19 protein-coding genes and 1 pseudogene are annotated in these 23,627 nt (G+C 66.4%); 16 read left to right on the top strand and 4 right to left on the bottom strand.

From position 1 onward, the window contains the following. Nucleotides 1-183: 183 nt before the first annotated feature. The 8 genes from P5W98_RS27035 (at nt 184) to P5W98_RS27000 (ending at nt 8,480) form a co-directional block, all read left to right on the top strand. Nucleotides 184-1,170, top strand: a complete 987-nt coding sequence (locus P5W98_RS27035) for an ABC transporter substrate-binding protein (protein WP_421028039.1) — start codon at nt 184-186, stop codon at nt 1,168-1,170. A 189-nt stretch (nt 1,171-1,359) separates the two neighbouring features. Next, a complete protein-coding gene (locus P5W98_RS27030) occupies nt 1,360-2,130 on the top strand; it encodes an ABC transporter ATP-binding protein (RefSeq protein WP_421027797.1) in 771 nt (256 codons plus the stop codon). 25 nt (nt 2,131-2,155) lie between these two features. Further along, a complete protein-coding gene (locus P5W98_RS27025; protein WP_421027796.1) occupies nt 2,156-3,019 on the top strand; it encodes an ABC transporter permease in 864 nt (287 codons plus the stop codon). A 279-nt stretch (nt 3,020-3,298) separates the two neighbouring features. Beyond that, nucleotides 3,299-3,511 (top strand): hypothetical protein, encoded by a 213-nt coding sequence (locus P5W98_RS27020; protein ID WP_421073476.1) that lies wholly within the window; start codon nt 3,299-3,301, stop codon nt 3,509-3,511. Nucleotides 3,512-3,526: 15 nt separating this feature from the next. Beyond that, a complete protein-coding gene (gene ltrA, locus P5W98_RS27015; protein WP_421073477.1) occupies nt 3,527-4,900 on the top strand; it encodes a group II intron reverse transcriptase/maturase in 1,374 nt (457 codons plus the stop codon). A 97-nt stretch (nt 4,901-4,997) separates the two neighbouring features. Continuing rightward, the gene (locus P5W98_RS27010; RefSeq protein WP_421027795.1) at nt 4,998-6,461 is read left to right on the top strand and encodes a sensor histidine kinase; all 1,464 of its coding nucleotides are present in this window, start codon (nt 4,998-5,000) and stop codon (nt 6,459-6,461) included. Between the two features lie 13 nt (nt 6,462-6,474). After that, complete coding sequence (locus tag P5W98_RS27005) at nt 6,475-7,179, top strand: response regulator (protein WP_421027794.1); 705 nt, start codon at nt 6,475-6,477, stop codon at nt 7,177-7,179. 200 nt (nt 7,180-7,379) lie between these two features. Next, on the top strand, nt 7,380-8,480 hold the full coding sequence (locus P5W98_RS27000; protein WP_421028038.1) for a porin: 1,101 nt from the start codon (nt 7,380-7,382) through the stop codon (nt 8,478-8,480). A gap of 86 nt (nt 8,481-8,566) precedes the next feature. On the opposite strand, the gene P5W98_RS26995 is transcribed toward P5W98_RS27000, so the two are convergent. Further along, on the bottom strand, nt 8,567-8,866 hold the full coding sequence (locus tag P5W98_RS26995) for a hypothetical protein (RefSeq protein WP_421027793.1): 300 nt from the start codon (nt 8,864-8,866) through the stop codon (nt 8,567-8,569). A 239-nt stretch (nt 8,867-9,105) separates the two neighbouring features. Between P5W98_RS26995 and P5W98_RS26990 the strand changes: the two genes are divergently transcribed. Continuing rightward, entirely contained in the window at nt 9,106-9,549 is a 444-nt protein-coding gene (locus tag P5W98_RS26990; RefSeq protein ID WP_421027792.1) for a hypothetical protein, read from the top strand. 49 nt (nt 9,550-9,598) lie between these two features. Here P5W98_RS26990 and P5W98_RS26985 read toward each other — a convergent pair whose 3' ends face one another. The 3 genes from P5W98_RS26985 to P5W98_RS26975 all read right to left on the bottom strand — a co-directional run bounded on the left by P5W98_RS26985 (nt 9,599) and on the right by P5W98_RS26975 (nt 12,174). Beyond that, nucleotides 9,599-10,381, bottom strand: coding sequence for a PP2C family protein-serine/threonine phosphatase (locus P5W98_RS26985; protein ID WP_421027791.1), 783 nt, complete (start codon nt 10,379-10,381; stop codon nt 9,599-9,601). After that, entirely contained in the window at nt 10,378-11,757 is a 1,380-nt protein-coding gene (gene tagH / locus P5W98_RS26980; RefSeq protein ID WP_421027790.1) for a type VI secretion system-associated FHA domain protein TagH, read from the bottom strand. The genes P5W98_RS26985 and tagH overlap by 4 nt, the downstream gene beginning before the upstream one ends. Nucleotides 11,758-11,826: 69 nt before the next feature. Next, nucleotides 11,827-12,174: a TssQ family T6SS-associated lipoprotein gene (locus P5W98_RS26975; RefSeq protein WP_421027789.1), complete on the bottom strand. Its 348-nt coding sequence runs from the start codon at nt 12,172-12,174 to the stop codon at nt 11,827-11,829. Between the two features lie 466 nt (nt 12,175-12,640). Between P5W98_RS26975 and tssJ the strand changes: the two genes are divergently transcribed. The 7 genes and pseudogenes from tssJ to tssA all read left to right on the top strand — a co-directional run bounded on the left by tssJ (nt 12,641) and on the right by tssA (nt 23,572). Then, nucleotides 12,641-13,177 carry a type VI secretion system lipoprotein TssJ gene (gene tssJ / locus P5W98_RS26970; RefSeq protein ID WP_421027788.1) on the top strand — a complete coding sequence of 179 codons (537 nt, stop codon included), beginning with the start codon at nt 12,641-12,643 and terminating at the stop codon, nt 13,175-13,177. 8 nt (nt 13,178-13,185) lie between these two features. Then, entirely contained in the window at nt 13,186-14,604 is a 1,419-nt protein-coding gene (gene tssK / locus P5W98_RS26965) for a type VI secretion system baseplate subunit TssK (RefSeq protein WP_421027787.1), read from the top strand. Continuing rightward, on the top strand, nt 14,601-15,989 hold the full coding sequence (locus tag P5W98_RS26960; RefSeq protein WP_421027786.1) for a DotU family type VI secretion system protein: 1,389 nt from the start codon (nt 14,601-14,603) through the stop codon (nt 15,987-15,989). The genes tssK and P5W98_RS26960 overlap by 4 nt, the downstream gene beginning before the upstream one ends. Continuing rightward, the gene (gene tssM, locus P5W98_RS26955; protein ID WP_421027785.1) at nt 15,986-19,717 is read left to right on the top strand and encodes a type VI secretion system membrane subunit TssM; all 3,732 of its coding nucleotides are present in this window, start codon (nt 15,986-15,988) and stop codon (nt 19,715-19,717) included. Before P5W98_RS26960 ends, tssM begins: the two co-directional genes overlap by 4 nt. Then, the gene (tagF, locus tag P5W98_RS26950; RefSeq protein WP_421027784.1) at nt 19,699-20,355 is read left to right on the top strand and encodes a type VI secretion system-associated protein TagF; all 657 of its coding nucleotides are present in this window, start codon (nt 19,699-19,701) and stop codon (nt 20,353-20,355) included. The genes tssM and tagF overlap by 19 nt, the downstream gene beginning before the upstream one ends. Nucleotides 20,356-20,483: 128 nt before the next feature. After that, nucleotides 20,484-21,677 (top strand): annotated as a pseudogene (locus P5W98_RS26945) (protein kinase domain-containing protein); the annotation flags it as partial. Between the two features lie 716 nt (nt 21,678-22,393). Next, nucleotides 22,394-23,572: a type VI secretion system protein TssA gene (gene tssA, locus P5W98_RS26940; RefSeq protein ID WP_421074010.1), complete on the top strand. Its 1,179-nt coding sequence runs from the start codon at nt 22,394-22,396 to the stop codon at nt 23,570-23,572. Nucleotides 23,573-23,627 lie beyond the last annotated feature (55 nt).

Genomic DNA, 23,627 nt, shown 5'->3' with positions numbered 1-23,627 from the left:
TACCAGGCCGCATTTCATGGAAATCCCCCATGTTTCGCCGCCTGGCGCGAAAGCATCGAGAAGGGTTGCGCTGGCTAGAATGCCGCCATTCATCGAGGCAGGCGGTATCGTGCCGCCGGCCCAAAATAATGGAGACAGTCGATGCAACCCACTTCCCGCGCATTGCGCCGTCGTTTGCCTGCCATGGCGATCGCCTGTGGCCTGTTGTTCGGCGCTGCGCTGCAAAATGCGCAGGCCGCCGACGCGCCCGGCAAGATCACCATCATGGTCGGCGGAATCACGAAGCTCATCTATCTGCCCGCGAAGCTCACGGAGCAGCTCGGCTACTTCAAGGACGAAGGGCTCGACGTCGAACTGCTTTCGCAGCCGGCCGGCGTGGACGCCGAGAACGAACTGCTCGCCGGCGCTGTGCAAGGCGTGGTGGGCTTCTACGACCACACCATCGACTTGCAGACGAAGGGCAAGGACGTCAAGGCGATTGCCGTGTTCGGCCAGGTGCCGGGCGAAGTGGAGGTGGTGTCGTCGAAGTCCGCCGACACGATCAAGAGCATGGCCGACGTCAAGGGCAAGACCCTTGGCGTGACGGGGCTGGGCTCGTCCACGAGCTTCCTCACGCAGTATCTCGCGGGCCAGCATGGCATTGCGTCGACCGAGTACACGATGCTGCCCGTGGGCGCCGATGCAAGCTTCATCGCCGCCGTCAAGCAGAGCCGCATCGATGCGGGCATGACCACTGAGCCCACCGTTTCGCGCCTGCTGCAGACCGGCGACGCGAAGGTGCTGGTGGACATGCGCACCGTGGACGGCACGCGCGCCGCGCTCGGCGGCACCTATCCGGCCGCGAGCCTGTACGTGCAGGACGCTTGGGTGGCCTCGCACAAGGCCGAGGCGGCGAAGCTCGCGCATGCGTTCGCACGCACGATGCAGTTCATCCACACGCATAGCGCCGAGGACATCGCGGCAAAGATGCCCGACGACTACCAGAAGGACAAGGCGCTCTACGTCACCGCGCTCAAGGCGTCGCTGCCGATGTACACCGCGGACGCGAAGATGCCCGCCGACGGTCCCGCTACCGTGCTGAAGGTGCTCTCGGCGTTCAATCCGTCGGTCAAGGGCAAGCACGTGGACCTGGCCAGGACGTACACCAACGAGTTCGTCAGCGCGAAATAACTGCGTTTCGACGTCGTTACGGCAAGGCGGTCCGCGAGGACCGCCGTGCTGCTGCTTTCCTGTGTTTTGTGGTTTCGGCGCCGGCTGCTTCTCTGGCCGAGTCCGAACAATCGTGAGATGTCCTTGATGAAGCAAGCTCCAGTTCAACCAGGCGCGCGAACTTCCGCGCAAGACCCTGCGCAATCCACTATGCCGGCCATCGAATTCCGCAACGTCTCGTGCCGCTTTATCGCACCCGACGGCAAGGCCACCGTGGCGCTGCGCGATTTCAGCATGGCTGTCGCTCAGGGCGAATTCATCGCCATCGTCGGTCCCACGGGCTGCGGCAAGTCCACCACGCTCAGCATGATCACGGGCCTGCTCAAGCCCACCACGGGCGAAGTGCGCGTGATGGGCGCGCCCGTGAACGGCATCGATCCGCGCATCGGCTTCGTGTTTCAGGCCGACGCCGTGTTTCCGTGGCGCTCGGTGCTCGACAACGTGGCCGCCGGCCCGCTGTTTCGCGGCCGCTCGAAATCGGCGGCCTACGACGAGGCGAACGAATGGCTGCGCCGCGTCGGCCTCGACAAGTTCGGCAAGCACTATCCGCATCAGCTTTCCGGCGGCATGCGCAAGCGCGTCGCGCTCGCGCAGACCTTCATCAACAAGCCCGAAATCCTGCTGATGGACGAGCCGTTCTCGGCGCTCGACATGCAAACGCGCACGCTGATGCAGGACGAACTGCTGCAACTGTGGGGCGGCACGGGCTCGGTGGTGTTCGTCACGCATGACCTCGAAGAAGCGATTGCGCTGGCCGACCGCGTGTTCGTGCTCACGGCGCGGCCCGCGACGCTCAAGAAGGTTTATGAAATCGACTTGCCGCGCCCGCGCATCACCTCGGAAATCCGCTACGAACCGCGCTTTATCGAAATCTCCCGTGACATCTGGCACGACCTGCGCGAGGAGGTGCAAATTGCCTGAAACGCTTCAACTCCGGAAACCGCCCATGACTGCTCCTGCAACTGTTTCGAACGCGGCCGCACTCGACCGCAACTCGCTCGCGCAAGTCGAGCGCGCCGCGCAGCGCCGCATCCGCCAGCGCCATGCGCTCGTGATCGGCCTGCGCGTGCTCGTGCTGGTCGTCGTGCTCGGCGGTTGGGAACTCGCGGGACGCAACAAGTGGATCGACCCGTTCTTCTTCTCCATGCCTTCGCTGATCTTTCAACAGATCGTCGACTGGTTCGTGAATGGCACCTCGCAAGGCCCGCTGCTGCTGCAGGTGTGGGTCACGCTTGAAGAGACCGTGCTCGGCTTTCTGATCGGCGCCGTGGGCGGCGTGGTATGCGGCGTGGTGCTGGGCCGCAACAAGCTGCTCTCCGACGTCTTCAGCCTCTACATCAAGATCGCCAACTCGATTCCGCGCGTGGTGCTGGGCTCGGTGTTCGTGATCGCGCTGGGACTCGGCATGGCGTCGAAGGTGGCGCTCGCCGTGGTGATGGTGTTTTTCGTGGTGTTCGCCAATGCGTTCCAGGGCGTGCGCGAAGCGGACCGCTACATGATCGCCAATGCGCAGATCCTCGGTGCATCGCGCCGCCAGGTGACCACGTCGGTGGTGATTCCCTCGGCGCTTTCGTGGATTCTCGCGAGCCTGCACGTGAGCTTCGGCTTCGCGCTGGTGGGCGCCGTGGTGGGTGAATTCCTGGGCTCCAGGCAAGGCATCGGTCTGCTGATCTCGACCGCGCAAGGCGCGTTCAACGCGAGCGGCGTGTTCGCGGCGATGATCGTGCTCGCAGTGGTTGCGCTCTCAACCGATTACCTGTTGAGCTCGCTGGAAAAGCGCCTGCTCAAATGGCGGCCCTCCGCATTCTGAGCGCTTCGATCACTTGAAGGACCCGGCCGGAGACCGTTCCGGCGGGCGAGGTCCGAAGCGTTCTAACGCCGTCCCGCGCTGCGGGACGGCTTCTTTTGGTGTGCCGAGCATGCACAACAGCTTGGGGGTGAAAGTCCCCTGTCCAGCCTGATGGGGCGAAGGACTAGTGAAACGCAAGGGCGTCGTCGCGAGGCGGGGTCTGAAGGAAGCGTGTAGCAAAGCCACGACCTGACGAACAGAAACCTGATATGAGGCCTACCCGGTCGGACGAGCGAGCCAATGATCGCGAAGTCCTCCACCATCAAAGGCTGGGGTGGTAAATCAGGCGGGTGTGTGGTGAAGGCGGTTGAGCTTACCCCGGGAGGCCTGCCCGGTGTCCTGGAATCAGGACTGAACAGCTCGCAAGGGCTGTTGATCGCCGTGCAGGAGTCAGCAGCGGGCATATTAGGGCGGCGACGCCTGAAGGCCCAAACGGAGAGGAGCGGCGAGTAAGCCGGAGAACTCGACATGGGAGCGCAGCAGAAAACGCATCGCGTCCTTGATAGCGGAAGAAGGGGTGAAGCTCCGGTGGCTGCTGATCGAGGGGCTGAACCTATGACGGCGAACCCCGAGCCTGAAAGCCCGTCGGCTTGTGACCGACTGATGGAAGAAGTCTGCGAAAGGGAGAACCTGAAGCAGGCGTTGAAGCGTGTGAAAGCGAACAAGGGCGCACCGGGTGTGGACGGCATGACAGTTCAGGCATTACCGGCGTACCTGCGGGAGCATTGGCCGACGATACGGGCCTCACTGCTCGAAGGCACCTACCAACCCCAACCTGTGAGACGGGTCGAGATACCCAAGCCGGACGGAGGAGGCGTGCGCAAGCTCGGCATTCCTTCTGCGCTCGACCGGCTCGTTCAGCAGGCGGTGTTGCAGGTGCTGCAAAGGCAGTGGGACCCGACGTTCTCGGACTCCAGTTACGGATTTCGTCCGGGACGCTCGGCACATCAGGCCGTGGCGCGCGCGCAGGGCTACATCCAGGCGGGACACCGCTGGGTGGTAGACCTGGATTTGGCGCAGTTCTTTGACCGCGTGAACCACGATATCCTGATGAGCCGGGTGGCAAAGCGGGTGAGCGACAGGCGCGTCCTGAAGCTGATCCGCTCGTTCCTGACGGCAGGCGTGATGGAGCACGGGCTGGTTGGTGCAACGGACGAAGGTACGCCACAAGGCGGTCCCCTGTCGCCGCTGTTATCCAATCTGATGCTCGACGATCTTGACAAACTGCTTGAGCAACGCGGACTGCGGTTCGTGAGGTACGCCGACGATTGTAACGTCTACGTACGCAGCGAACGCGCTGGCCAGCGAGTGATGATGGGTCTCAAAACCTTCCTCACTGGCAAGCTCAAGCTGACGGTCAACGAAGCGAAAAGCGCGGTCGCGCCACCACACACGCGGAAGTTTCTGGGTTTTACCTTCTCGAACCGGGAACAGGTCAAACGGCGCATTGCACCCAAGGCACTGGCTCGCTTCAAGGAGAGGATCAGGGAACTGACACAGCGCACCCGAGGCGTCAGCGTCGACCAGATGATTGGTACGCTGAAGCGGTATCTCACGGGCTGGCGTGGCTACTTTGGTTTCTGCGAAACCCCAAGCGTGCTGAAGCGCCTCGATGAATGGATTCGTCGCCGTCTCCGCTGCTTCTTCTGGAAGCAATGGAAGCGTGGCCGGACCCGTTTCAAGGAATTGACTGCCCGCGGGGTTAGCCGTGATCTAGCCGCTCAGACCGTTGGATCGCCGCACAATGTATGGCGGCTTAGTTGCAGCCCCGCGCTGAGTCTCGCACTGCCAAACCGGTATCTACGTTCTCTTGGACTTCCCTCGGTCGGCCCAGTCGGCTAACCGATCCGAGCCGCCGTGTACGGACCCGTACGCACGGTGGCGTGGGAGGGGCCGGGCCGCGAGGCCTGCCCCTATCCCGATTACCGGAGAACGTGACATGGTGCATGGCCTGCGTGCGCGTCTGCTGTTGTGGTTGCTGCTGCCGCTGGCGGCGTTCACCGTCGTCACGGGCGGCATGTCTTACGATGCCGCGCGGCAGACCGCGGATCTGTTGCAGGACAATTCGCTACTCGCTTCGGCGCGCACGATCATCGAGGACGTCGACTGGGAGAACGGCGCGCTCGTTGCGAACATTCCCCCGGCGGCGCTGGAGATGTTCGAGTCGCCGTACCAGGACCGGGTGTTCTACAAGGTGCTCGCCGGCGACGGCCGGCTGCTCGGTGGCGTGCCGGAACTCGCGCCGCCGCCCGCGAGCGCGCAGTCGTCCGCGCAATCATCCGCGCAGTCGTCAGCGCCGTTGCCCGCGTTCTACGACAGCCAGTACGACGGCGCACCCATTCGCGCGGTGGCCTACGAACGCACGCTCTACGACTCGGGCCGCGCCGAGCGCGTCACGGTGATCGTCGGCAAGACCGTGGCCTCGCGCCAGGCGATGATCGACGGTCTCTGGCGGCCGCAGCTGATGCGCCAGTGGCTGATGCTCGCGCTCGCCGCGCTGCTCGTGCCGCTCGGGCTCACGCTGGAACTGCGCCCGCTCATGAAGCTCAAGAACGACGTGGCCGACCGCGAGCCCACCGAGCTCGAACCTATCCGGCCCGATCATTTGCGCTCCGAGCTGAGGCCGATCGTCGACGCCATCAATCAATGCATTGCGCGCCTGAAGGTGCACGCCTCGACCCAGCGCCAATTCATCGCCGACGCGGCGCATCAACTGCGCACGCCGCTCACGCTGCTCGCCACGCAGATCCAGTTCGCGAGCCAATGCGATGCGCAAGACCCGGCGCTGTTCGTCGCGCTGCACGGCGTGCGCCGCACGAGCCAGAAGATGGCGGAACTGACGAGCCAGTTATTGCTGCTCGCCCAGGCCGAATCGATCGCGCCCGAGCGCATGGGTACGCGTGTGGATCTTGGCGCGGTGGTGTCCTCGGTGCTCGAAGAATTGATTCAAGCCGCGCAGCAGCGCGATATCGATCTGGGCGCGGAACTGGACGACGGCGTAGTGGTGGCGGGCAACGCGGGCTTGCTGGCCTCGCTCGCCGCGAATCTGGTCGACAACGCGATCCGCTACACCCAGACGGGCGGCAACGTGACCGCCATCTGCCGCCGCGAGGGCGCCGAGGTCGTTCTGCAGGTGGTCGACAACGGCCCCGGCATTCCCGCTGAAGCGCGCAAGCACGTGTTCGAGCGCTTCTATCGCATTGCAACGGACACCGAAGGAACCGGGCTTGGGCTCGCCATCGTTCACCAGGTGGCGCGCTCGCATGGCGGCACGGTGAGCGTGGGGTCCGGCGCTGGACGGGTCGGACTCGTCGTGACGGTGCGCCTGCCGGTGTGGCGCGAGGCGGCGGCGCGCAGCGGCTCGAAGGAGCGGCCCGCGATGCTGGAGACAGCGCTGACGTGAACAAGGAACAACAATGAAGCTGATGCTCGTGGAAGACAACGCCGAGCTCGCGCACTGGATCGTCAATCTGCTGCGTGCCGAGAATTTCACGGTCGATTGCGTGGCCGACGGCGAGGCCGCGGACTCGGTGCTGATGACGCAGCGCTACGACGTGGTGCTGCTCGACATGCGCTTGCCGCGCATGAGCGGCAAGGACGTGCTCAACCGCTTGCGGCGCCGGCGCGATAACGTGCCGGTGCTGATGCTCACCGCGCACGGCTCGATCGACGACAAGGTGGCGTGCTTCAGCGCCGGCGCCGACGACTACGTGGTGAAGCCCTTCGACAGCCGCGAGCTCGTTGCGCGCATCAAGGCGCTGATACGCCGGCAGGTGGGCGACAAGTCGGGCTGGCTCACCTGCGGCGATCTGCATTACCTGTCCGACACGCGCGAATTCCGCCACAACGAGGAACCGCTCGCGCTGCGCCGCCGCGAGCACGCGATTCTGGAAGCGCTGATGCTGCAGCAGGGCAAGACCGTGTCGAAGCACACGCTCATGGAGCGCGTCTACAGCCTCGACGACGAGCCGAGCGCGGACGCCATCGACATCTATATCCACCGGCTGCGCAAGCACCTGGCAGAGTCGAGCGCGCAGATCATGACGCTGCGCGGCCTTGGCTACATCCTGCGCGCGAAGGACGCCACGCCGCGCGACCAAAGCGCCATTTCCCCGGTTTAGACATTGGTGAATCCACTAAGCGATGCGAAGCATTCGCGAAAGGAGCGCGAAGGATTGGGCGCACTACGATTCGTACCAATCCGTTGATTGTCATGCAAACCGGGAGCAGCAGCCGGCCAGAAAAGGGCAACGGAATAAACAGAACTTCAATGCAGTTACCTGAGGAGACAATCTTGAAGAAGAAGCATCTCGCATTCGCCATGGCGGCCGGCACTCTGGCGGCGAGCGGCGCACACGCCCAGTCGAGCGTTCAACTCTACGGCCTGATCGACCTGAGCGTTCCCACCTACCGCACGCACGCGGACGCCAACGGCAACCACGTGATCGGCATGGGCAACGACGGCGAGCCGTGGTTCAGCGGCAGCCGCTGGGGCCTGAAAGGCGCCGAGGACATCGGCGGCGGCACCAAGGTGATCTTCCGTCTGGAAAGCGAATACACCGTGAATAACGGCGCGATGGAGGACCCGGGCCAGATCTTCGACCGCGACGCATGGGTGGGCGTGGAAGACGAACGCCTGGGCAAGTTCACCGCCGGCTTCCAGAACACGATCGCGCGCGACGCCTCGGCCATCTACGGCGACGCGTATGGCAGCGCGAAGCTGACCACGGAAGAGGGCGGCTGGACCAACTCTAACAACTTCAAGCAGATGATCTTCTACGCCGCCGGCGCGACCGGCACCCGTTATAACAACGGCCTGGCGTGGAAGAAGCTGTTCAGCAACGGCATTTTCGCGAGCGCGGGCTACGCGTTCGGCAACCAGACGAGCTTCGGCAACAACGCGACCTACCAGTTTGCGCTCGGCTATAACGGCCCTTCGTACGCGGCGTCGACGTACTATAGCCACGTGAACCTGAACGGCAACACGAACCAGTCGTTCTCGGTCGGCGGCAACTACACGCTGGGCATCGTGCGCGCCAACGCGGGTTACTTCCGTTACTGGGGCAACCAGGGCGCGCTGGGCCAGCGTCAGGACAATTCGTGGACGGTGTCGCTCAAGGTCGCGCCGAAGGGTGCGTTCGACTACGAACTCGGCTATCAGCAGATGCGCGTGCATAACGCCGCGTACAACTCCGATGGCAACATTCCGAACGCCAACCTCGGCACCTTCGATCTGACCAGCGGCCTGCACAACGGCTTCAAGGAAACGCTCTACGCTTCGGTCTTCTATCACCTTTCGAAGCGCACCGAGCTGTATCTGGCCGGCGACTACATGAAGCTGCACGGCGGCTACACGGTCGGCTCGACGTTTGGCGCGTCCAATCAGCTCGAACTGACCACGGGCGTGCGCACGCGCTTCTAAGGCAGTCTGATTCCACGCTTGGCCCGGCCGCGCGCCGGGCTTTTTTCTATTTCTTCATGTCATTGCACCGGCTTCGGTCTGCGCAATTAGTCCGCATTCACGCACGCGACGGCAGGCGCGGTGTAGTCCGATGGGTAATCCGAATACGGCCCGCTGAGCAGCCGCAGGCGCTGCGTCGCCAGCACCTCGGCCTGGTCCTGCTCGCGGCGCGTCAACACCGCCGGTTCGCCGGCGGGCCGCGCTTCGTTCACGCTGCACAGCAAGTGTTTTCCGCTCGCTAGCTGGACCGTGGTCTGGTAAGCCGCGCCGGGCAGGGTCGCCACGCCGCAAATGCTCCATAACGCAGCGGCTATGCCGGCTGCGTACCTGAGTGGCACGAATTTCATGGCGCGCTCCTCAATGGCAATGGCCTATGTTCTGCCAAAGCCACCGCGCGCGCCAGCGCAAATGGCACGACCCGCAGCGCGACCTGCGTTTTCGCCGGATGGAGCGAGATATCAGTAGAAAGACCAATTGTTGACGTGAAATGGCGTGCGATGCATGGTTTTTGACACTATCTAACATTATACTTTCATATTAAATGTTAAACTTGCCCCCATATCTCAACAAGGCAAAGGACAAGTCAATGCTGAAGAAGCTTGCAGGAACGACGGCGATTGCTGCTGCGATGGCCGTGGCGTCGCTGCCCGCCGTAGCGGGTGACATGAACAATGCCGTGGGCGGCGCGCTTGGCGGCGTGGCCGGTGCGGCGGTGGGCAACGCCGTGGGCGGCAGCACGGGCGCGGTGATCGGCGGCGCCGTGGGCGGCGGCGCGGGCGCAGCGGTAACGTCGAACCATCGCGAGCGCACGGGCGCCGTGGTGGGCGGCGCGCTGGGCGGCGGCGCAGGCGCGGCAGCGGGCAACGCGATGGGCGGTACGACGGGCGCGCTCGTGGGCGCGGCGGCGGGTGGCGCCGGTGGCGCTGCGCTGGGGGGCAACATCTCGCGCAACAACTCGTACTCCAACGACTACCATCACGACAACAGCTACAAGCACAAGAACAAGAAGCACAAGAAGCATTACGACTAATCGGTGCTTCGCCCTTGCGCGGCGGGGGCTTCTCCCAGGCCTTCCGGCCTTACCCTTCCCGCCGCGTCCTGATCCGCTGCAGCGTCACGTTCTGCGGGCTCCCCGCCCACACCGCCAGCGCGGAATAATTATCGGCATTCGATGCGCTGCCCGAATGGCGCATCGCCTCGTGCTCGATCAGCAGCGCCCAGTCGTCGACGCTATGGACGATGCGCAGCCGGTCTTCGAGCGCATCCTCCGCGACGGTCTGCCAGAGGCCATCGGTGCATAGCAGAAACACGTCGCCGTCTTCCAGCGCATGCGGCTCGCTGATCGCGGGCGCCATCGGCCCGCGCATGCCCAGTGCCATATGCAGCCATCCAGGATTGACGCCGTCGCTCGGCAGCCCCGCGTCCAGCAACTGCTGTCGCACGCTGTGGTCGCGCGTGCGCTCGATCAGCGCGCCGCGCGCGAAGCGGTATAGCCGGCTGTCGCCAAGGTGCGCCCATTGGGCGAGGTTGCGCCGCCGGTCGATGAGCAGCACGATCACCGTCGCGCTCATGCGGCCGCGTTCGTGCTCGCGCTGCTGGCCCGCGCGGATCGCGCCGTGCGCGTCCTCGATGCAGGCATGCAGGATGTGCGCGAGCGTGGGCGTGCGAGTGGAATCGCTGTGTTGTGCACGCTCCAGAATGCGCTCGACCGCGCAGCGCGCGGCAATCTCGCTGCCGGGCTCGCCCGAGACGCCGTCGCTCACGACGAAGCACGCGTAGTCGTCGGAGATCGTATAGCCGAGTGCGTCCTGATTGCTTTCGCGCGAGCCCGCGCGCGAGAACTGGGCGCACGAGAGGTTCATGCGTCGCTCGCGCGAGCCGGGCGGCGTCGCGCGTGATAGCTCCTTACTTCCTCGTCGTAGGCGCGCAGGAAGGACCGGCCGAACACCGCGCTGAAGTCGTCCTCGACGGCGAGCATGGTCTCGTGATGCAGGCGTTCGTAACGGTTCCACAAACGTAGCTTGCGCAGCACCGGCAGGAACGCTTCGTAGCGGCTCGGCGCATTGCGAGCGGCCAGGCGTTCGGGCGAGAAGCGCAGCAGCACGTCATTGAGCGCGGCGCGCATGCCCGCGACCATGGCGATCTGGTGCGCCTGCAAGTCGTGGAACGCGTCTTCGACGGCGCCAGGCGGCGTCATGAAGCCGGGAAACGGCAGGCCGAACATCTGGCGCAGCGCCGCGCTGCCATCGGGCAGCAGCTTGAGCGGGTTGTTTTCGCGGTCGAGCAATACGGTCATGTCGGCCTTCACTTCGCGCTTGAGAATGCTGCGCGAGGAGAGCAGTTCGACCGTGCCGTTCGCGAACAGCGCCAGCAATTGCCCGGCCGTATACAACTGCTCGGTTTGCCAGTCGCAAGTGGCCTTGTCGAGGCCCGCGCCGCGCAGGAAAGCGGAAAGCAGCGCATCGGCGGAATCGGGTGCGGCCGAAGGCGTGGGCGCACCGGCGCGGGTTGTGGTGCTTGCTGCCTGGGTTGGCGCGGATGCCGGGTCGTATGCGCGTGTCAGCGGTGGCCGTAGCGGGAATTCGCGCTCCGGCTCGCTCTCTGAAGATTTAGTTGCGTGCGCATCTATATTGAGGGTGTGCGCGGCTGCTTGTTCTCGGGCCGGCGTTGGCGCGGATTTTTGCGTCGATGTCGGGGGCGGCGTAGGTGCCAGTGTTTGTGCCGATGCGTGGCCCGTTTCGTCACGGCTCGGTCGCGCGAACAGCGCGAGCGGATCGGTCGGGATCGGCGCGTTTTCCCTGACGTTTTCCTTGACGTTTCCGTTGAGTGGCGCGCGGCCTTCGCTTTCCCGCTCGCGCGAGGGCGTTGCAATGCGTCGCTCGACCGGCGCCGGCGGCGCGGTCTGCGCCACGTCCTCCACGCCGGCTTCGCCATCATGGGCGCGCAGCACATAAGGCCCGATGCGGATCGCATCGCCGGACGCCAGCGCATGTTCCTCGGTGTACTCGAGCGGCGTGTCGTTGATCTCCACCACCGAGACGCTGCTCAAGTTCTTCAGCACGCAATGCTCGCCGTCGATCTGCAGCAGCGCTTGCAGCCGCGAGACCTGGCGCGTTTCATCGGGCAGCACCATCTGGTTATCGGCATTGCGTCCGATCGTGCCGCCCGGCGCATGAAACATCACGCTGGTCTCGGTGCGGACCGGCTCCCCTGCATATTCGATGACGGTCAATTGCATGATGCTGACTGACTCACTCAATAACGGACAAAAGATGCTTGCGGCGCGCCGCTGTGTCACGGCAGCCTGTCACGATGGCGCGACCTTGCGGCGAGCCGCATCGAAGGCGGGGCCCCAGACGGGATGACCCTTCTCCGCGGCGGACAGCTCGAAGTGCGGGTCGATGCGCAAGATGGCCTCGAACTCGGCGCGGCACTGCGCGACGCGGTTCGTCACGCAATAGCTGAATGCCATCAGCTTGTGCGCTTCAATCTGGGTGGCGCGGTCGCCGTCCTCCACAGCGTTGCTGTTGCGCAGCAGCTGGATGGTGCGCGAGTAGTCGCCCGCGAGATACGCATCGTTTGCGGACGCAACGGTATTCGCGGCGGCCCGTTGCGCGGGCGAGAGGCTGCTGCAGCCGCCCGTTGCAAAAAGCATTGCAGCAAGCGCCAGTAAAAATACGCCGCCAAGGGCGGCCGGCGTGCCATTCGCACGTAATAAATTCCAGCGTATCGGCCAATTCATCGTCGGCAGTCCGGTATTTAATTCTGGATTCAAGCGCGCAGTGTAAATACTACGGCATGAAAAATTTATTTGTAGAGCGCGTATTCGGAGATCGTTGCGGTAAGGAATCGTACGAACTATAGTCTAGTCACCTGATTTTTCCTCATATGAATTATTACTCGTGAGACAGCGTCGGCGATAGATTAATTTAATTCCGCGAAACAGCAAAAGGCATGGCGTCGTGGCCCCGTGGCTCGTTATCCGGCACGCATGGGTCAGGGTGGGTATTCCTGGAGCAGCACTCTTAGCCCCTGTTTGCAGGCATGAACCGGGGACGGGGCGTGTTCGTGCCTGTGCATGAGCAACGTGTTTTCGCGCTGAATCAGAGGACTGGCACGGTATGTACGGAGCGCAAATTAAGCGCGTGCTTCAACCGCGCGCGGGGATTTATTTTGCCTTTTTATTATTATGGGGGTGTGCATCGACCGAGAAGGATTTGCCGGTTCCCTATTCGGTCACATTTCAGGTGGCGGCCGACGTCAATCGCGATTCTCAAAATCGCCCCGCGCCTATCGCGCTGCAAACTTTTCAGCTGAAATCCGGTAATAATTTCGGCCGAGCCGATTATTTCTCGCTGCAAAGCAAACCCGAAGACGCGCTCGGCGCGGAACTGGCGGGCACGGACCGCATCGTTCTGCGTCCGGGCGAGTCGCGCACGATTCACTACCCGGGCGGCGAAGCAGTGCGGGCGCTCGGCGTGGTGGCGGGCTACCGCAAGCTGGAGAAGCGCCGCTGGAAGGTCGTGGTGGCGTTGCCGCCGCCCGCGAGCACCAACCTGTTCAAGTTCTGGCAGGGCAAGCCCTCCGAAATGCGCTACGTGATCGCGGTGCAGGGCGACGGACTCGTCGCCACACCCCATTCCGGTGAGGCTCCATGAACGACCGCATGAATGCTCCTGTTGTGCCCGTCGCGGGCGGCGCCGGCCAGCGCGACCGCGTGGTGTGGTCCGAGGGCATGTTCCTGCGGCCCCAGCATTTCCAGCAACTCGAACGCTACTTCGAGCGCTACGTGCACCTGCGCTGCGCGCCGCTGCAGTGCTATTCATGGGGCTTCGCGTCGCTGCGCATCGACGAGGAGGCGCTCGCGCACGGCAAGGTGATGCTGCGCGCCGCGAGCGGCATGCTGCCCGATGGCACGCCGTTCGATTTTTCGCATCTCGACGAGGCGCCCGAGGCGCTGGAAGTGGGCGCCGACGTGCGCGATACCACGGTCGTGCTGGCGCTGCCGGCGCCGCGCAGCAGCAGCGCGCAGGTGACGTTCGGCGGCGGTGCGGCGGCGCTCGCGCGCTATGTAGCCCATGAGGCCGAGATCGCCGACGTCAACGAGGTGTGCCTCGAACCCGCGCTCGTGCAATTAGGACGCCTGAAGCTCAAGCTCGCGCTCGCGAGCAGCGTGGACGACGACTGGCACGCGATGGGCGTGCTGCGTGTGATCGAGCGGCGCGCCGACCGCCAACTGGTGATCGACGAGACCTATATTCCGCCGCTGCTCGACGCGCACGCGCATCCGCAGCTAGCTGGCTATGTGCAGGAGCTCGACCGGCTGCTCGCGCAGCGCAGCGAGCTGCTTGCCGGGCGGCTCGCGCAGGCTGGGCGCGGCGGCGTTTCCGAGGTCGCCGACTTCCTGCTGCTGCAACTCGTGAATCGCTATCTGGCGGTGACTTCGCACACCGCGCAAACGCCAGGCGTTCACCCCGAGCTGCTATTTCGCGACTGGCTCAAGCTCGCCTGCGACTTCGCGACGTTTACGGCGGCCTCGCGCCGGCCCGAGGTGCTGCCGGCCTATCGTCACGACGACTTGCGCGCGAGCTTCGGCGAGTTGTTCGCCGAACTGCGGCGCTCGCTCGCCACCGTGCTCGACCAGAACGCCGTGCAGATCGCGCTCACCGACGCGGGCAACGGCGTGCAGGTGGCCGTGATTGCCGACACCTCGCTGCTGCGCGACGCGGGCTTCGTGCTGGCGGTGCGCGCCGATGTGCCCGCCGAAAGCGTGCGCACGCGCTTTCCCGCCCAGGTCAAGCTCGGGCCGGTCGAGCGCATCCGCGATCTGGTTCAGTTGCAGTTGCCGGGCATTCCGGTGCGCGCGCTGCCGGTCGCGCCGCATGAGATTCCGTATCACGCCGGCCATAGCTACTTCGAGATCGACAAGGGCGGCGACCTGTGGCGGCAACTCGAACGCTCGGGTGGTCTCGCGCTGCATCTGGCCGGCGAGTTTCCGGGCCTCGCGATGGAGTTCTGGGCGATCCGTGGCGTGCGCACAGGCGGCGTGCGCATGGGCGAGATGCGCGCAGGTGACACGCGATGAATCCGCTCAACGATCCCTTCGCCGCGCAACGCGAGGCCGGCCATGGCGCCTTCATGGCCGCGCCGCCGGATCTCGCCCGGGCAACCGGCGACGAGCCGTGGCGCGCCGACGCGCCGGCCGGCGAGGCGCGCGGGTTCGCGGGCGACGCACTGGCGGCCTCCGCCGCATCGGCGGCCTCTGCCGAGGGCGGCAATCCGCTCGTGGCCGCCGCCAACGCATTGCTGAACCTGATTCCGCAGATTCGCTACACCGTGCACCATCCGAACCCGGCCTGGCTGCGCGAACATCTCGCCAACGAGATCCGCCAGTTCGAAGAGCGTGCGCGCGACGCGGGGGCGTCGCCGGAGCAGATCGGCGCGGCGCGTTACTGCCTGTGCACGGCGCTCGACGAGGCGGCGGCGCTCACGCCGTGGGGCGGGGCCGGCGACTGGTCGTCGAACAGTTTGCTCGTGGCGTTTCACAACGAGACGTGGGGCGGAGAAAAATTCTTCGAACTCCTGAACCGTTTGATGCAGCAGCCGCGCGAGCAGCTGAATCTGCTCGAACTGCTTTATTACTGCCTCGTGCTGGGCTTCGAAGGGCGCTATCGCGTGCTCGACAATGGCCGCGCCCAGCTCGACGATCTGCGTCACTCGCTCGCGCGCACGATCCGCAGCGTGCGCGGCGACTATGACGCCGCGCTTTCGGCGCACTGGCGCGACGAGATCGCGCGCGAGGACCCGCATCGCTTCGCCGTGCCGCTCTGGGCCTGCGCCGCGCTCGCCTTGCTGGTGGGCTTCGGCGTCTACCTCGGGCTCGATCTCGCGCTGGCGGGGCGCTCCGACAAGGCGTTCGCGATGATCGGCCGGCTGCAGATCCCGAGCGTGCGCCTGCAAGCCGCCGAGCCCGCGGCGGTCCACCCGATGCCGCCGCCGCGCCTCGCGGGCTTCCTTGCGCCGGAGATTACCGAGGGGCTCGTGGAAGTGCGCGACGCCGCCGACCGCAGCGTGATCGTGCTGCGCGGCGACGGGCTGTTCGAATCGGGCTCCGCCACCGTGATCGACCGCTACCAGCCGACGCTCGCGCGCGTGGCGGCCGCGTTGGCGCGCGTTCCGGGCGCGATTGTCGTGGCCGGCTATACCGACAACGTGCCGGTGCACAGCGCGCGTTTTCCGTCGAACTGGAACCTCTCGGTCGAGCGCGCCCAGGCCGTGGCGGCCATTCTTGCCGCGCGACTTGGCGATGCCGCCCGCGTGCGCGCCGAAGGACGCGGCGCCGCCGATCCCGTCGCGCCGAACGACAGCGCCGCGAACCGCGCCCGCAATCGGCGCGTGGAAATTACCTTGCTCACCGCGCCGCCGAAGCTCGCGACGCCGGACATGGGCGTTGCGGGAGGTGCGCCATGAGCGGCGTCGGGCGTTCGGCATGGCACGCGCTGCGCGCGCTCCTGAGTGCGCGCGTGTGGGCCGTCATCGGCCTGGTGGCGTTCGCGGCGCTGATCTGGCTCGTGGGGCCGCTGATCTCGGTGGGCACGTATCGCCCGCTCGACAGCGCGCTCGCACGCGTGCTCTTCATCGCGCTGATCTTCGCGGTGTGGGCCGCGCGCGTGGGGTATCGGCATTGGCGCGCCGCGCAGCTGAATGCGCAATTGCTGAGCCAGTTGCGCGAGCCCGTTGAAAGCCGCCACGCGCGCGAAGAGGAAGCGCCGCATGCGCAGGAGTTGCGCAGCCGCTTCGACGAGGCCGCCAGGCTCTTGCGCAGCGCGCGCCTCGGGAGCGCGCAGAAGGGCGCACTGCAGGGTGCGCAGTCGGGCGCGCAGAACGTTCAAGGTTTGCGCGGCCGCATCGGCCGCTGGTTCGAAGGCCTCACGCGCCAGTATCTTTATCAGTTGCCGTGGTACGTCTTCATCGGCGCGCCCGGCTCGGGCAAGACCACGGCGCTGGTGAACTCGGGCCTCACGTTTCCGCTCGCCGAGCAGTTCGGCAAGGCGGCCATCCGCGGCGTGGGCGGCACGCGCCATTGCGACTGGTGGTTCACCAACGAAGCCGTCCTGATCGATACGGCGGGCCGCTACGCTACGCACGAAAGCAATCGCGCGCTCGATCAGGACGAATGGTCGGGTTTTCTCGCGCTGCTCAAGAAGTACCGCGTGCGCCAGCCGCTGAACGGTGCGCTGCTGACCATCAGCGTATCGGATCTGCTGGGCGCCTCCGAGGTCGAGCGCACCGGACATGCGATGGCGCTGCGCAAGCGCCTGCAGGAGTTGCGCACCGAACTGGGCATCCAGTTCCCCGTGTACGTGCTCGTGACCAAGGCGGACCTGCTCTCGGGCTTCACCGACTACTTCGCGCGCCTGAACCGCACCGAGCGCGCGCAGGTGTGGGGCTTCACGATCCCGCTGGCCGAGACCGAAGCGCGAGACTTCAGCCTGCGCCCCGTGTTCGACCGCGAATACCGGCTGCTGCACCGCCGCCTGAACGACGCGCTGCCCGAGCTCTTCACCGCCGAGCCCGATGCGCGCCGGCGCGAGCTCATCTATTCGCTGCCGCAGCAATTCATCGGCTTGCACGAAGTGCTCGGGCAATTCGTCGAGCAGGTGTTCTCGACCTCGCGCTTCGACGCCATGCCGCTCCTGCGCGGCGTCTATTTCACGAGCGGCACGCAAGAGGGGACCGTGTTCGACCGCGTGATGGGCGGCATCAAGCGCTTTCTCAAGATCGACGGCGCGCCGCCCGCGCCGCATGTGGCCGGGTCGGCGGCGAGCGGGCGCAGCTTCTTCCTCAAGGACCTGCTTCAGGAATTGATCTTCAAGGAAGCGCGCCTCGCCGGCACCGATATGCGCTGGTATCAGCGCCAGCGAATGTTTGCGCTCGCCGCCTACGCGGCGCTCGCGCTGCTGCTGGCCGGCGCGCTGGCGGCGTGGGTGGGCAGCTACGCGCGCAATCGTGCGTATCTGGCGTCGGTCGAGGCGCGCGTGCCGCAAATCGACCGCGCGCTGCAAGGCGTGACGATCACCGACGCCGACAACATCGCGCGTGTGCTGCCGATGCTAGACGCGATGCGCAACATCGGGCACGTGGAAGGCGTCGACCCGGCCAACGCGCCGCTTGCGTATCGCTGGGGGCTGTTCCAGGGCGACAAGGTGCAGTCGGCCGCCGAGAACGTCTATCACCGCGCGCTCGACGAGCTGCTGCTGCCGCTGGCCGCGCGGCGGCTCGAAACGGCGGTGCACGACGCGCCGCCCGACGACCCCGCCTATGTGTACGCGGCGCTCAAGGCGTATCTGATGCTCTACGACAGCGCCCATTACGATCCCGACTTCGTGCAGGCGGTGCTGGACCTGGAGATTGCCTCCGCGCCCGGCGTTCAGCTGACGCCCGCGCAGCGCAACGACCTGCGCGCGCACATGGCGGCGCTGTTCTCGGGCCGCGTGGTGGTCTCGCCGTTCGCGCAGAACGAGCAGATGGTGGCCGCCGCGCGCGACAAGCTGTTGCGGCTCACCTTCGCGCAGCGTCTGTACGCCCAGCTTGCGCGCACGCTGCGCCCGGCGGCGGCTGCTTACGACGTGAACGTGACGCAGATGGCGGGCCCCTCGGGCGCCTTGGTGTTCAGGCGCGCGAGCGGCGCGAGCCTGAACGAGGGCGTGCCGGGTCTTTATACCTGGGACGGCTACTGGAAGGTGTTCGACAAGCGGCTCGCGGCGGCGGTGGAAGCGTTTGGCCGCGACGAAACCTGGGTGCTCGGGCTGCGCGCCCAGGAGGCCGCGACGCCCGCTGCCGCAAGCGCCCAGGCGAAGGACGTGCGCGCGCTCTATCTCGACGACTACATGCGCCGCTGGGACGCCTTGCTTGGCGATCTGCGCCTGCAGGGCACGGCGTCAATCGCGCAGGTCACGCAGATTGCGCGCGTGCTGTCCGCGCCGGACTCGCCGCTCACGCGTCTGGCCAACGCCGCCGCGCGGCAGACCACGCTCACGCAAAGCGCCAGCGGGCCAGGCGGGCTCGCGGCGGGCGCACAGGACAAGGTGAACCAGGCGCGCGAATCGCTCGCGCAGATCTTCGGCCAGCCGCAGGGCGGCAGCGATGCATCGGGCGCGGACGCGCGGCCCGAAGCGGTGGTCGATGCACACTTCGCGGGCCTGCGCGAGTTCGGCGGCGCGGGCAGCGGCAGCGAAGGCAGCGGTGGCGGCAGCGGCGGCGCGAATCCCGCGATGGCCGCGGTGCTCAAGTCGATCGACAACCTCTATACGTGGCTCACCGCCGCCGATGCCGCGCTGCGCGGTGGCGGGACGCCGCCTCAATCGGACAGTGCCGACCAGATCCGCGCCGAGGCCGGCCGCATGCCCGCGCCGTTCCGGCAGATGCTGGGCGACCTCGCAAACGCCGCGCAGGGCACCGTCACGCACAACGTCGACCAGAACCTCGCGCAGAGCGCGTCCGTCAACATCGGTGACTTCTGCCGCCAGGCCATCGCGGGGCGCTATCCGTTCGCGCGGGGCTCGTCGCGCGACGTCGCGCCCGGCGACTTCGCGCGCCTGTTCGCGCAGGGCGGCATGATGGACGAGTTCTTCCAGAAGAACCTGCAAAACCGCGTGGATACGAGCGTGCAGCCGTGGCGCTTCATCGGCGGTGCGGGGGCATCGGGCGTTTCGGGAGATAGCGCGCTGCTTGCCTCGTTCGAAAAAGCTGCCGTGATACGCGATGCGTTTTTCGCGGGCGGCGCGCGCACGCCCACCATCAAGCTGGAAATCAAGCCGCTCGACATGGACCCCGACATCTCCGAATGGACGCTCGATGTGGACGGCCAGCAGGTGCGCTATGCGCACGGTCCGCAGGCGCCCGTGACGGTGCAGTGGCCGGGGCCGCGCGGCATGAACCAGGTGCGGCTGCAGGTCGTCGATCAGTCGGGCGCGACCGACGGCATCGTGACCGAGGGGCCGTGGGCGCTCATGAGATTGTTCGATGGGGCCGCCTCAGGTCGCGCCGCGCCGGGACGCGGCCAGGGCCCCGAGCAGATGGTGGCCGGTTTCAACGTCGATCATCACGCGCTCGCCATGCAGGTGAGCGCGGACAGCGTGCGCAATCCCTTGCGTCTCGCGCAACTGGAGTCGTTTTCGTGTCCGGGGAAATCATGAACGGCGCGCTCCTTGGCGCTGAATTCGCGTTGCCCGCCTGGTACGGCAAGCTGCCGGGCGCAGGCGACTTCGTGGGCCGCCGCATGCAGGGCGCGCTCGCACGCACATGGGAGCAATGGCTTTCGCAGGGGATGGCGGCGGGCGGCGCCACGCTCGATGCGCACGCGCCGCTCTGGAGCTTCGCCATTCCCGCCGGCAGCGGCGAGGGCTGGGTGCAGCTCGGCTGCGTCGCGCCGAGTCGCGACCGCGTCGGGCGGCGCTATCCGCTCGTGGTCGCGCAGCCGTTCGCGCCGCAGCGGTATGGGCGCGAGAGCGGCGAGCGCGAGCGCGCCGATCTGCGCATCCGCTTGATGGGGGCGATCGTGCGCGACGCGATACGCGGCGCGTTGGGGCCGGAGGACTTCGATCTGGCGTTGGCCCAGGGCCTGCGCGACGACGCAGCGCTCGCAGGCAGCGATGCGCCGGGCGTTGAAGGCGGCTGGCCGAATTTGTGGGAATACTTCGACCCGCACGGCATGACGAGCTTCTGGTGGACCGCTGCCGATGGCGGCGCGCCGCGCACCGACGTCCACACGGGCGGGCTCGATGCCGCGCTGTTTCAGCGGCTCTTCGGCGAGCCGCAGGGAGGACTGGCATGACCGACCCGCACTACGCCGAAGCCGCGCCGAACGCCGCGCGCGCGGGCTCGCAAGGCAGCTCAAAAAACGGTTCGAAAAGCGGTTCGCACGGGGGCGCGCAAGCGGGCTCGGCGCCCGGCAGCGACGGCGTGCGGCCCTTGCCGAACGGCCATCGGCTGGCCGGCTTCGAGCTCGACTCGGTGCTGGGCACGGGCGGCTTCGGCATCGTCTATCGCGCGTTCGATCGCACCTTGCAGCGCGCGGTCGCGGTCAAGGAGTACATGCCCGCGATGCTCGCGTCGCGCGCGGGCGACTTCACGGTCGCGCTGCGCGCCGCGCGCTTCTCGCAGGCCTTCGATGCAGGGCGCGCCGCGTTCCTGAACGAAGCGCGCCTGCTCGCGCAATTCGATCACCCGGGCCTCGTGAAGGTGCTGCACTTCTGGGAAAGCCACGGCACCGCTTACATGGTGATGCCGTACTACGAGGGCCAGACGCTCGAACAGTTGCATCAGCGCGGCCAGCGCATGAGCGAGCCCGCGCTGCTGCGCATGCTGGCGGCGGTGCTGGGTGCGCTCGACGTGCTGCATCGCGCGCAGTGCTTTCATCGAGACATCTCGCTCGACAACATTCTCATCCTGCCCAACGGCAACCCGGTGCTGCTCGACTTCGGCGCGGCGCGCAAGCTGATCGGCGACATGGTCGACGAGACCGCGATGATGCTCAAGCCAGGCTACGCGCCGATCGAGCAATACACCGACGACCCCGCGTTCCGGCAGGGGCCCTGGACCGATATCTATGCGCTGGGCGCGCTCGCGCATGTGCTGATGACGGGGGAGCTGCCGCCGGCGGCGGTGGTGCGCAGCATTCAGGACCAGTATCGGCCGCTGGCGGGGCGCGCGGCGGCCAACGAAGGCGAACACGAACAGGAGCACTACAGCGAACGCGTGCGGGCCGCCATCGACCATGCGCTCGCGCTGCGGATCGAAGACCGGCCCGAGTCGGTGGCGGCGTTTGCCCAGTCGCTTGGCCTGCACGAGCCTACGCCGGGAGTGTTCGTGCCTGCCGGGTATGAAGCGATGCAGCGCGCGGCGACGCCCGATCTGCCGGCGCCCGCCGCCGAAAAGCCCGCGCAAACCGTGGCGAATGCGCAGCCAGAGGCGAGGGTGGTAGAGCAACGCGATGACGTGGAGGCACCGGTGGCGGCACCGGTGCCGGAGGCAAGCCCGCGCGTAGTCGAACCGGACAAGCCACGGCCGCCATCCGCCGATAACGCTACTGCTTCGGCTGCCGCGCAACCAGACGATTCGGCATCCGAATCGTTAGCGCCGCGTTTTGCATGGCGGTCGATGCGCATCCCCGCGCTTGTCTTGCTGCTCGTTTTGGCGGTGGGCATTCTGGCGCTGCGCTATGCGATTCACACGCCGCAAGACTCGACGCAGACGGCAGCGACCTCCAGCGCGCCTGCGGTTCCAGTTGCACCGGCGAGCCACCCGGCTACCCTCGCGCTGGCGGCCCCCGCCGCCAACCCGCCCGCGCAGGCGCAACCCGGCGCGGCAGTTTCCGCAGCGGCCGCAGCGGCCACAGCGGCCACGCCAGCTTCCGTCATGCCGCCCGCCGCGCCGGCCCTGACTACGGACACCACGGTGGTGGAGGTTCACGCCGGCAAGGACAAGCCCGCCAATGCCACGGATAACACCGTCGACAATGCCACCAGTCAATCCGCCGCCGCATCCTCGCAAACGGCTCAAGCCGCGGACTCCACGCAGGCCGCGCCTTCGGAGCCGCAGGTCGCCCAGGTGCCGTCGCGGCCAGCCATTGCGCCCACCGTGCGCACACCTGCGCCGATGCGCCCCGTGCGCGTGCACTTCCAGGTCCTGCCGTGGGGCGAGGTCTATGTCGATGGGGTGAGGCGCGGCGTGAGCCCGCCGTTCCATACAGCAAGCCTTTCGCCGGGCACGCATCGCATCGAGATCCGCAACGGCTCGCTCGCGCCCTACGTGCGGACCGTGACGCTCGACGCGGGCAGCCCGCCGCTCGAAATCAGCTACAAGTTCGAGTAATGCGTCAAGGAGACCGAACGATGATCGACACCCTGCTCGCACCGATCAGCGCCGACGCGCCGTGCGGACCGGACCTCGAATACGACGCGGACTTTCTGGAGCTGCAGCGTTGCGCCACGGCGAAGCCCGAAGAGCAGTACGGCGACGTGGTCATCGCTGCGCAGTCGCCTGCGTGGCGCGAGGTGGAGCGCCTCGCGCTCGCGCTGCTGGCGCGCACGAAGGACTTGCGCATCGTCGTGCCGCTCACCTGGGCGTGGATCGACAGCCGCGGCCTGCAAGGCTATGCGGATGGATTGCGGCTTGCGTCGGCGCTGCTCGACGCGTACTGGGAGCCGCTGCATCCGGCGCTGCGTTTCGACGACGAGGCCGATCCGCTGCCGCGCTTCAATGCGCTGGCGGAACTGGCCGGCCCACAGGGCTGCGTGCGCGCGGCGCGCGAGCAGTCGCTCATCGGGACGCTGAGCGTGAGCGCGGCGGCAGAACTGTTGCAGCAAGGCGAAGGTGTGATGTCCAGCGAAAGCGGCAGCGATGCCGGCAACGGCGTGGGTAGCTACGCCGGTGGACGCGCCCGCCTTCTGCGCGAATTGCGCGAGGCGCACGCTGCGGACAGCCCCGCGCTGCTGGCCGCGCTCGCGGTGCGGGAGCAACTGGAGGGCTTGCGGCGCAGGACGAGCGAGAGGCTCGGCGAGGCGTGGGCGATCGACAGGAGCGCATTCGAACGGCAGCTAGCCGCGCTGGCTGCCGAGCTGCCTCAGGCCATGGCGGAAGCCGCGGGGCAAGGCACGCCCGTAAACGTGGGGCAAAACGCGGAGCAAAACGCAGAGCAAAGCGTACTACCGCAGCAGCGCGCAGCGGGACCACCCGCCGCGAATGGCACGAATGGCACGAATGGCACGAATGGCACGAATGGCACGAATGGCACGAATGGCACGAATGGCACGAATGGCACGGCATGGCGCGACGCCGAGATTTCGAGCCGCGCCGACATCGATTTCGGCCTCGAAAAAATGTGCCGCTACCTCGAGTTGCACGAGCCGAGCCACCCGGCGCCCATTTTTCTGCGCCGGGCGCAGCGCCTGCTCTCGCTGAACTTCTACGAGATCTTTCGCGACATTGCGCCGGAAAGCGTGCGGGAGCTCGACCACCTGAGCGGGAACCGCAATGAATCGCCGCAGTGAAGCGCCCGGTTCAATCGTATTGCTGGATTGTGGATTAAAGCGCACGGATTGCGCG

Origin of the sequence: Paraburkholderia sp. A1BS-2L, assembly GCF_051125205.1 — a bacterium.
GTDB lineage: Bacteria > Pseudomonadota > Gammaproteobacteria > Burkholderiales > Burkholderiaceae > Paraburkholderia.
Note: the sequence above shows the minus strand (reverse complement) of the source record. Positions and strands in the feature narration are given on the sequence as shown.

Bases quoted from the DNA above. Each gene is read 5' to 3' on its own strand.
- P5W98_RS27035 (WP_421028039.1), top strand. From the start codon at position 184: ATGGCGATCGCCTGTGGCCTGTTGTTCGGCGCTGCGCTGCAAAATGCG.
- P5W98_RS27030 (WP_421027797.1), top strand. From the start codon at position 1,360: ATGCCGGCCATCGAATTCCGCAACGTCTCGTGCCGCTTTATCGCACCC.
- P5W98_RS27025 (WP_421027796.1), top strand. From the start codon at position 2,156: ATGACTGCTCCTGCAACTGTTTCGAACGCGGCCGCACTCGACCGCAAC.
- P5W98_RS27020 (WP_421073476.1), top strand. From the start codon at position 3,299: ATGATCGCGAAGTCCTCCACCATCAAAGGCTGGGGTGGTAAATCAGGC.
- ltrA (WP_421073477.1), top strand. From the start codon at position 3,527: ATGGGAGCGCAGCAGAAAACGCATCGCGTCCTTGATAGCGGAAGAAGG.
- P5W98_RS27010 (WP_421027795.1), top strand. From the start codon at position 4,998: ATGGTGCATGGCCTGCGTGCGCGTCTGCTGTTGTGGTTGCTGCTGCCG.
- P5W98_RS27005 (WP_421027794.1), top strand. From the start codon at position 6,475: ATGAAGCTGATGCTCGTGGAAGACAACGCCGAGCTCGCGCACTGGATC.
- P5W98_RS27000 (WP_421028038.1), top strand. From the start codon at position 7,380: ATGGCGGCCGGCACTCTGGCGGCGAGCGGCGCACACGCCCAGTCGAGC.
- P5W98_RS26995 (WP_421027793.1), bottom strand. From the start codon at position 8,866: ATGAAATTCGTGCCACTCAGGTACGCAGCCGGCATAGCCGCTGCGTTA.
- P5W98_RS26990 (WP_421027792.1), top strand. From the start codon at position 9,106: ATGCTGAAGAAGCTTGCAGGAACGACGGCGATTGCTGCTGCGATGGCC.
- P5W98_RS26985 (WP_421027791.1), bottom strand. From the start codon at position 10,381: ATGAACCTCTCGTGCGCCCAGTTCTCGCGCGCGGGCTCGCGCGAAAGC.
- tagH (WP_421027790.1), bottom strand. From the start codon at position 11,757: ATGCAATTGACCGTCATCGAATATGCAGGGGAGCCGGTCCGCACCGAG.
- P5W98_RS26975 (WP_421027789.1), bottom strand. From the start codon at position 12,174: ATGCTTTTTGCAACGGGCGGCTGCAGCAGCCTCTCGCCCGCGCAACGG.
- tssJ (WP_421027788.1), top strand. From the start codon at position 12,641: ATGTACGGAGCGCAAATTAAGCGCGTGCTTCAACCGCGCGCGGGGATT.
- tssK (WP_421027787.1), top strand. From the start codon at position 13,186: ATGAATGCTCCTGTTGTGCCCGTCGCGGGCGGCGCCGGCCAGCGCGAC.
- P5W98_RS26960 (WP_421027786.1), top strand. From the start codon at position 14,601: ATGAATCCGCTCAACGATCCCTTCGCCGCGCAACGCGAGGCCGGCCAT.
- tssM (WP_421027785.1), top strand. From the start codon at position 15,986: ATGAGCGGCGTCGGGCGTTCGGCATGGCACGCGCTGCGCGCGCTCCTG.
- tssA (WP_421074010.1), top strand. From the start codon at position 22,394: ATGCGTCAAGGAGACCGAACGATGATCGACACCCTGCTCGCACCGATC.